Source organism: Natronolimnohabitans innermongolicus JCM 12255, from assembly GCF_000337215.1.
In the GTDB taxonomy this organism is placed as follows: Archaea; Halobacteriota; Halobacteria; order Halobacteriales; family Natrialbaceae; genus Natronolimnohabitans; species Natronolimnohabitans innermongolicus.
Genome location: NZ_AOHZ01000071.1, coordinates 39322 through 46419, shown reverse-complemented (window position 1 = coordinate 46419; position 7098 = coordinate 39322). Strand labels below are relative to the sequence as shown.

Here is a 7098-nt window from a genome sequence, read left to right as displayed (position 1 = left end):
GAGCTTGGCTCTCGCGGACCGTCGGAAGACTGTGTCTTCCGAGATGCTACCGGTTCCCCTTGAGTGCGGGTTGGAACCTCGAACGCCACACCCGGCGGAAATCCGATGGTCGGATTCCACGTCCTTCAGGGCGTGGAGGAGGTCAACCCCCATACGAACCTATCGTTGGGTGCCCGTTTGCGACCGACGAGGCGGCCGACGTCGTCGATCGGTCCGTGTCCGACCGACCACTTTTCCCTTCGAGCGGAGTGTATCAGGTGATGACGTTCAGTATCTGCGTTCGCGAGACGTACGAGACCGACGACGGCGAGACCCACGACCGGTTCGGCGTCGCCGTCACGACGCGGCTGCCAGGCGTCGGTGCGCTCTGTCCGTTCGTGAGCGACGACGGCGCCGTCGCGACCCAGAGCCTCGTCAACGTCGACCTCGGCGAGCGCGGCCTCGCGTACGTCGAGGACGGACTCGCCGTCGACGACGCCCTGGAGGCGCTGCTCAACGCCGACGACGGGGCGGCCCAGCGGCAGGTCCACGGCGTCGACCGCGAGCGGACGTTCGCCTTCTCCGGCGACGACTGCGTCGGCTGGTTCGGCCACGAAGAGCGCGACCACTTCACCGTCGCCGGGAACATGCTGACCGACGGCGGCGTTCTCGAGGCCACGGCCGACCGGTACGCCGAGACGGCCGTCCACGAGACGACGGATCCCTCGAGCGGTCCCGGCGCGGTCCGAGACGACGTCGAGACCGACCCCCTCGCACAGCGGCTGATCGACGCCCTCGCCGCGGGCGACGTCGTCGGCGGCGACAAGCGCGAGGAACTCACGATCCAGAGCGCCGCCGTCGTCGTCGAGACGACCGAAGACCACGACTGGGAGCCGCCGTACAACGACCTGCGCGTCGACGCGAGCGAGACGCCCCTCGAGGACCTGCAGGCGACCTACGACCGCGCGGTGGCCGGCTACGAGGAGACGCTGGCGAAGTACGCCGACGCCTTCGAGGCGGACTCGCTCGACGCCGTCGACGGCTAAGCTCCCTCGTCGACCGAAACCCGAACACTCATTCGGTAGACGCTCGTTAGCGCGGAGCATGGTCGAGAACCCCTTCGACGTCGAGATTCGCGTCGGCAACGTGCTCGAGGCGGACGCATTTCCCGAAGCCGAGAAGTCGAAGATGACGAAACTGTGGATCGACCTCGGCGAGTACGGCGAGGTGCAGTCGGCCGCGCAGTTGGACCACCACTACGAACCCGCCGAACTCGAGGGGCGGCAGGTACTCTGTGCGACGACCCTCGGCTCGGTGCGGATCGCCGGCTTCAAATCTGAAGTATTGACGGTCTGCGTCCCCGGCGAGGAGGAGTATCCGGTGCTCGTCGAACCCGAGAGCGACGTCCCGCTCGGTGGCCTCCTGTTTTGACTGGAGCGGCGATCGATCGAATCGGCAGTCACGACGCGGAACAGTAGGAGTATACGATGGGCGATTGTACGCCCGATATGGGAGTGGATCCGCCGTCGGCCAGGGGAACGAACGTCGAGGGCGAGGCGCCTCGAATCGAGTCCGCGGTCGAGACCGACGAAGCGACGATCACCGACGACTCCGAACTCGAGCGGACGCTCGGGCTCTCCGGCGGTCTCGCGATCGGTATCGGGACGATGATCGGCGCGGGAATATTCGTCTTTCCGGGACTGGCTGCCGGTCAGGCCGGTCCCGCCGCAGCGGGCTCGTTCGCGATCGGGGCGGCCGTCGCCCTGCTGGTCGCGCTTCCGGCCTCCGAGCTGGCGACGGCGATGCCAAAGAGCGGCGGCGGCTACTACTTCATCTCGCGCGGACTGGGGGCGCTCGCGGGCGCCGTCGTCGGCCTGTCGCTGTGGTTCGGGCTGGTGTTCGCGACGGCGTTCTATCTGGTCGGCTTCGGCTACTACGCCGTCGACACGCTCGCCGAACTCGGGATCGCGGCCGGCGGTGGACTCGTTATTCCGATCGCCGTGCTGTTCGGCGCCGCCTGTACCGTTTTGAACGTCACGGGAACCGAGAACGCGGCGAAGCTCCAGAACGGGATCGTGGCCTTGTTACTGTCGATCCTCGCCGTATTCCTCACCTACGGCAGTCTCGATGCAGTCGGGCTGGTCGGTGCGCCCGCCGCACCCGAGCAGTTTGCGCCCTTCGGCGCGACGCCGATTCTGACGACCGCGGCGCTCGTGTTCACTTCGTACCTCGGCTTCGCGCAGGTAGCGACCGTCGCCGGCGAGATGCGGAATCCGGGTCGGAACCTACCGCTGGCGATGGTCGGTTCCGTGCTCGTCGTCGGCGTCCTCTATGTGGTGACGATTTTCGTCGCGACGAGCGCCTTCGGCAGCGAACGCCTCGCCGAACTCGGCGAGACGGCGATGGTCGAGGTCGGTCGCCACTATCTCGGCACCGCCGGCGCGGTCGCGATCGTTTTCGGCGGCCTGCTCGCGACGATGTCGAGCGCCAACGCGTCGATCCTCAGCACGTCGCGGGCCATCTACGCCGTCTCGAGGGACGCGCTGCTACCCAGCGGCGCGAGCCGGATCAACCTCCGGTACGGCACGCCACACGTCGCGCTGGGGCTGGCCGGCGGTCCGATCCTCGTGCTGACCGCGACCGGCCGCGTCGAACTGCTGGCCGAAGTCGCCTCGTTTCTCCACCTCGTCATGTACGGACTGATCTGCGTCGCGCTACTCGCGCTGCGTCGAAACGAACCCGCGTGGTACGATCCCGACTTTCGCGTGCCCGGCTATCCAGCCGTACCGATCCTCGGTGCGCTCTGCAGTTTCGCCCTGATCGGCTTCATGCAGCCCGCGTCGCAGATCGTGGGGCTCGGAATCATGCTCGCCACCGCCGGCTGGTACGCCTATTACGCTCGCGACGTGACACTGAAAGGTGAACTATGACGGCGACACGAGTCCTCGTTCCGCTGGCGATCCTCGAGGGCGAGTCGGTTTCGCCCGGACTGACGGCGCTGCTCGAGCCGGTCGCCGTGACCGTACTCGGCTATCACGTCCTGCCCGAACAGACGCCGCCCGACCAGGCGCGATTACAGTACGAGGACCGCGCAACCGACGCGCTCGATGACCTCACCGCGACGTTCCGTGTCGGCGGCGGCCCCGCCGACCACCGGCTCGTGTTCACCCACGATCGTGAGCAGACGATCGATCGAATCGCCGCGGAGACGGCGGCCGACGCCTACGCGATTCCGGGCGCGAGCGGGCAGATCGATCGGCTGCTCGTGGTTCTGACGGGAGACGTTGCCGTCGACCGAATCTGTTCGTTCGTCGGCGAACTGATCGGTCCCCGGGAGATCGACGTCACCCTCTTTCTCGCGACCGACGACGCCGACGCCGGTCGAGCGCTGCTCGAGACGGCCGCGGAGAGTATCGCCGCACGCGAGATCGACGTCCGGACGAGACTCGTCGACGACGCGGCCCCCTTCGAGTCGCTCCTCGAGACGGCGACCGACCACGACGCCGTCGTGGTGGGCGAACAGGCCCCGTCGCTCCGTTCGCTCGTCTTCGGGGAGCCGAGCGAACGGATCGCCGTAGAATCGGTCGCACCGGTTCTCGTCGTTCGGAACGTCGACGAAACGTCGTCGGACCAGCGCTGACGGACAGGCGTCCGGCTCATACTGCCGGACAGCAGTCAGTGAACCGTCGGTCGCGAATTCTCGGCCGTCACCGTCGGAGACGGCCGCAGTAGTACGACCGACGGTGAATAGTTCTGTCCGGCAGTATCAGGACCGCTCATCGGTCCCGTCGGTTCCCTCGTCTGCGATATCGGTCGGCGACACCACGACCGCGCCGTCGTCGACCGGTCTCGCGTCGGCACCGTCGTCGTCCGCCGCCTCGTCGACCTCGAGGTAGTCGCCGCGGATCACGAGCACCGGATCGACCGTCTCTCTGGCCAGTCGTTCGGCCCGATCCCGGAAGACGTAGCGCCGGACCGACGGACGGCTCTCGCCGACGACCAGCAGGTCGTGGTCGGCGGCGGCCTCGAGAATGGCGTCCGTCGGCGACCCGTCGACGACGAGTCTGCGATCGATCCGGTCGGCGTCGACGTCCGCATCGACTAACGCGTCGCGGGCGGTTTCGAGCAGTTCCGTTCCGTCGTCTCGACGCGATTCGTCGGACGCGACGTGAAGCAGCGTCACCTCGAGGTCGGTCCCGTCGAGAACCGTCCCCAGGAGGCGAGCGATGTAGTCGACGTTGACATCGCCCCGAATCGCGACCAGCACGGACTCGAGAATCGGCGCGGGATTGAGCAGCAAAACCGCATCACACGAGTCGGTCACGACGACGCGTTCGAACGTCTTCAGTCGGTCGTGCGTGAACGCGAGCCGCGACGTGACGTCGCAGCCGGCGTCCTCGAACACCGATCGGAGCTCCTCGAGGTCGGCGCGCGCCCGCTCGCCGTACTGCTCGCGGGCCTGTTCGGGTGCGGTCTGGTCCGGGATCTCGCGGTAGCCGAGCAGGACAACCGGAACCGACGCGAACGCGTCGATGACCGTTCGAGGGACGCTTTCCCCGCCGAGGACGTCGACCGGGACGAGCACGCGGTGGTCGCAGGGCGCAGCCATGATCGTGTCGGGAGACCGTACGACGGCGACCGTAATAGTACGTCTGCGCTCCGTTGACGACTGTCATCGGAGACGACCGAATCGGTCGCGCTGACGGCGGCTCGAACGCCCTCGTGACCTGTTTATCGAGGGAGATCACGCGCAGTCATTTACGAAGGGCGAACGCCGAATCGACGGAGCCGCCGCCACAGCCGCCGGGTAAACGGGATCCGGACGCCGGGTTCCTTGACGACGAGGACGGACGTCTCCGTCTCGGCGACGACGGCGTCCGTCGTCCGGCCGAAGAACGCGGACACGCGATCGGGATGGGTCGGGGCACCCATGACCAGCAGATCCGTCCGATCGGCCCGATCGACGAGCGCGGCGTCGACGTCGGCCGTTCGGAGCAGTTCCGTTTCGGCGGGACTCGAGAGGACGGCGGTCAACTCGTCGAGGTAGCCTCGAGCGGACGCGACAGCCTCCTCGGAGGCGTCGTCCGGAACAGCTTTTACCAGCGTGAGGCTCGCGCCCGTTACGGTCGCGATCGCGTCCGCCAGTTCGACCTCCGCCCGATCGTACGGCCCGGTCTCGGTCGCGACCACGATATCGTCGATCTCGGCCGTTCCTCGGGGTTTCAACACGGCCAACCGTACCGGAAACGCCGACTGAAGGAGTTCGTCGACGTGGCTCTCACGGAGGTGACCGTTCTCGATCGGGTCCCGCCAGTCGACCAGCACCAGTTCCGTCCGTTCGGTGACGCTCTCGAGCACCGCTTCGGTCCGGTCGCGGGTCCGAACGTGGTCGAAGACGACGGCGTGATCCCGCAGCGCGAGCTCTCGCTCGAGTCGCTCTCGCCAGTCGTCGTCGACGTCGTGGGTCGCCTCGGCGAGCGGTCTCCGTGGCGGAACGGTCGTGATCGTGAGCACGTCCAGATCGGCGTCGAACCGGTCGGCGAACGATCGCATCGCCGTCAGCAGGTGTGGGTTCGCCTCTCCGTCGGCCGTCTCGACGAGCACGTGCGGACCGGCCGCCGACGGGGTCCCGATCCGGGACCGCTTTTCCTCGATCGATCGGCGATACTGGGCCCCGAGCAGTTGATCCCTGAGATCGTGGTCCGGTTCGACCGGCTCTCCGATTCGAGTCTGGAGGTAATACCAACCGATACCGATCACCACGAACGCAATAGCGGAGATCTGGGACTGCAACCCCATAAACGGGATCAACAACAGCGCGGCTCCGGCGCCCGCAAGCGGCAGGACTGGCGACAGCGGAACGCTGTACGCCGGATCGTACCACTCGGGCCGGGCGCTCCTGAGCAGGACGACCGTCACGTTAAGCAACGCGAACACGAGAATGCCGAAGGTGCCGCCGAGTTTCGCCAGCCCTTCGACGTCGAACAGCACGGCGAGTGCGAGCATGAGTGCGCCGGTCAGCCAGATGGATCGCGCCGGCGTTCCAAACCGGGGCGACGGCCGGCTGAGTCGGGACGTGACGAGGCCGTCTCGAGACATCGCGAAGGGGAACCGCGAGGAGGAGAGAACGGCCGCGTTGGCGGTCGAAACGGTTGCAAAGACGCCCGCGAGCGCGATAACGGCTCCGCCGAGCGAGCCGAGAAACAGCCGGCCGGCGTCGGGCACCGGAGCCGTGCTCTCGGCGATCTCCGCGACGGGCATCACGCCCGTGACGATCAACATGACGCCGACGTACAGGAGCGTGACGAAGATCACGGCCGCAAACAGCGCTCGCGGGAGCGTCCGACCGGGGTCCCGAACTTCCTCGGCGACGGCGGTCGCTTTGACGATTCCAAGGTAGGAGATGAAGACGAGTCCGGTCGTCGTCACCACCCCTTCGACGCCGGTCGTGACGAACGGCGCCCAGTTGTCGGTGTCGGCCGCGAGCAGCCCACCACCCGCGAAGACGGCGAGAATGCCGACGAGGCCGATCACGACGAGGTTCTGGAGGTGGCCGGTTTCCTCCGCACCGATCCAGTTAAGCAGCGTCAACAGGAGCCCCCCGACGACCGCGACCGCGAGGACGGGAACGGCCCAGAGCTCGGTGACGTACCAGCCGAGTCCGACGAGGGCGAACGCGCCCTTGAAGATCAACGCGAGCCAGGCGCCGAATCCGACGATGGTCCCGACGAGCGGCCCCATCGCCCGGCTCGCAAAGTAGTAGGGACCGCCGGCACGCGGCATCGCCGTCGCGAGTTCGACCGCACACATCGTGGCCACGAGCGCTATTAGCCCGGCGATTCCGAACGACAGCGCGGAGGCGGGGCCCGCCCCTTCGGCGGCCGGGCCCGGAAGGACGAAGATCCCGGCACCGATCATCGTTCCGGACGCGATGGTAAACACTGCGAACGAACCGAGATCGCGCTGTAGATCCGAATCGTCGCCGTGATCCATTACCCGAGAAAACGCTCTCAGGACGGTTAAATGTGGAACGGCGGATCGGTTGCGAGAACTCGATGCAGTCGGCTCCCACGGCCACCGCCGAACCCGCAGGATTTTAGCGGTGGCCGCACAGTCACC

At 67.2% G+C, this 7098-nt stretch carries 6 protein-coding genes; 4 read left to right on the top strand and 2 right to left on the bottom strand.

What is annotated here, in order from left to right:
- Nucleotides 1–260 precede the first annotated feature (260 nt).
- The 4 genes from C493_RS15100 (at nucleotide 261) to C493_RS15085 (ending at nucleotide 3619) form a co-directional block, all read left to right on the top strand.
- A complete protein-coding gene (locus C493_RS15100) occupies nucleotides 261–1025 on the top strand; it encodes a DUF1028 domain-containing protein (RefSeq protein WP_007260332.1) in 765 nt (254 codons plus the stop codon).
- Between the two features lie 58 nt (nucleotides 1026–1083).
- Nucleotides 1084–1410, top strand: coding sequence for a tRNA-binding protein (locus tag C493_RS15095; protein WP_007260331.1), 327 nt, complete (start codon nucleotides 1084–1086; stop codon nucleotides 1408–1410).
- 77 nt (nucleotides 1411–1487) lie between these two features.
- Nucleotides 1488–2909 carry an APC family permease gene (locus tag C493_RS15090; RefSeq protein WP_007260330.1) on the top strand — a complete coding sequence of 474 codons (1422 nt, stop codon included), beginning with the start codon at nucleotides 1488–1490 and terminating at the stop codon, nucleotides 2907–2909.
- Entirely contained in the window at nucleotides 2906–3619 is a 714-nt protein-coding gene (locus C493_RS15085; RefSeq protein WP_007260329.1) for a universal stress protein, read from the top strand. Before C493_RS15090 ends, C493_RS15085 begins: the two co-directional genes overlap by 4 nt.
- 126 nt (nucleotides 3620–3745) lie before the next feature.
- Here C493_RS15085 and C493_RS15080 read toward each other — a convergent pair whose 3' ends face one another.
- Nucleotides 3746–4588 (bottom strand): universal stress protein, encoded by an 843-nt coding sequence (locus tag C493_RS15080; RefSeq protein ID WP_007260328.1) that lies wholly within the window; start codon nucleotides 4586–4588, stop codon nucleotides 3746–3748.
- Nucleotides 4589–4737: 149 nt separating this feature from the next.
- A complete protein-coding gene (locus C493_RS15075) occupies nucleotides 4738–6972 on the bottom strand; it encodes an amino acid transporter (protein ID WP_007260327.1) in 2235 nt (744 codons plus the stop codon).
- Nucleotides 6973–7098 lie beyond the last annotated feature (126 nt).

Coding starts and splice junctions, on each gene's coding strand:
- C493_RS15100 (WP_007260332.1), top strand. CDS start 261: ATGACGTTCAGTATCTGCGTTCGCGAGACGTACGAGACCGACGACGGC.
- C493_RS15095 (WP_007260331.1), top strand. CDS start 1,084: ATGGTCGAGAACCCCTTCGACGTCGAGATTCGCGTCGGCAACGTGCTC.
- C493_RS15090 (WP_007260330.1), top strand. CDS start 1,488: ATGGGAGTGGATCCGCCGTCGGCCAGGGGAACGAACGTCGAGGGCGAG.
- C493_RS15085 (WP_007260329.1), top strand. CDS start 2,906: ATGACGGCGACACGAGTCCTCGTTCCGCTGGCGATCCTCGAGGGCGAG.
- C493_RS15080 (WP_007260328.1), bottom strand. CDS start 4,588: ATGGCTGCGCCCTGCGACCACCGCGTGCTCGTCCCGGTCGACGTCCTC.
- C493_RS15075 (WP_007260327.1), bottom strand. CDS start 6,972: ATGGATCACGGCGACGATTCGGATCTACAGCGCGATCTCGGTTCGTTC.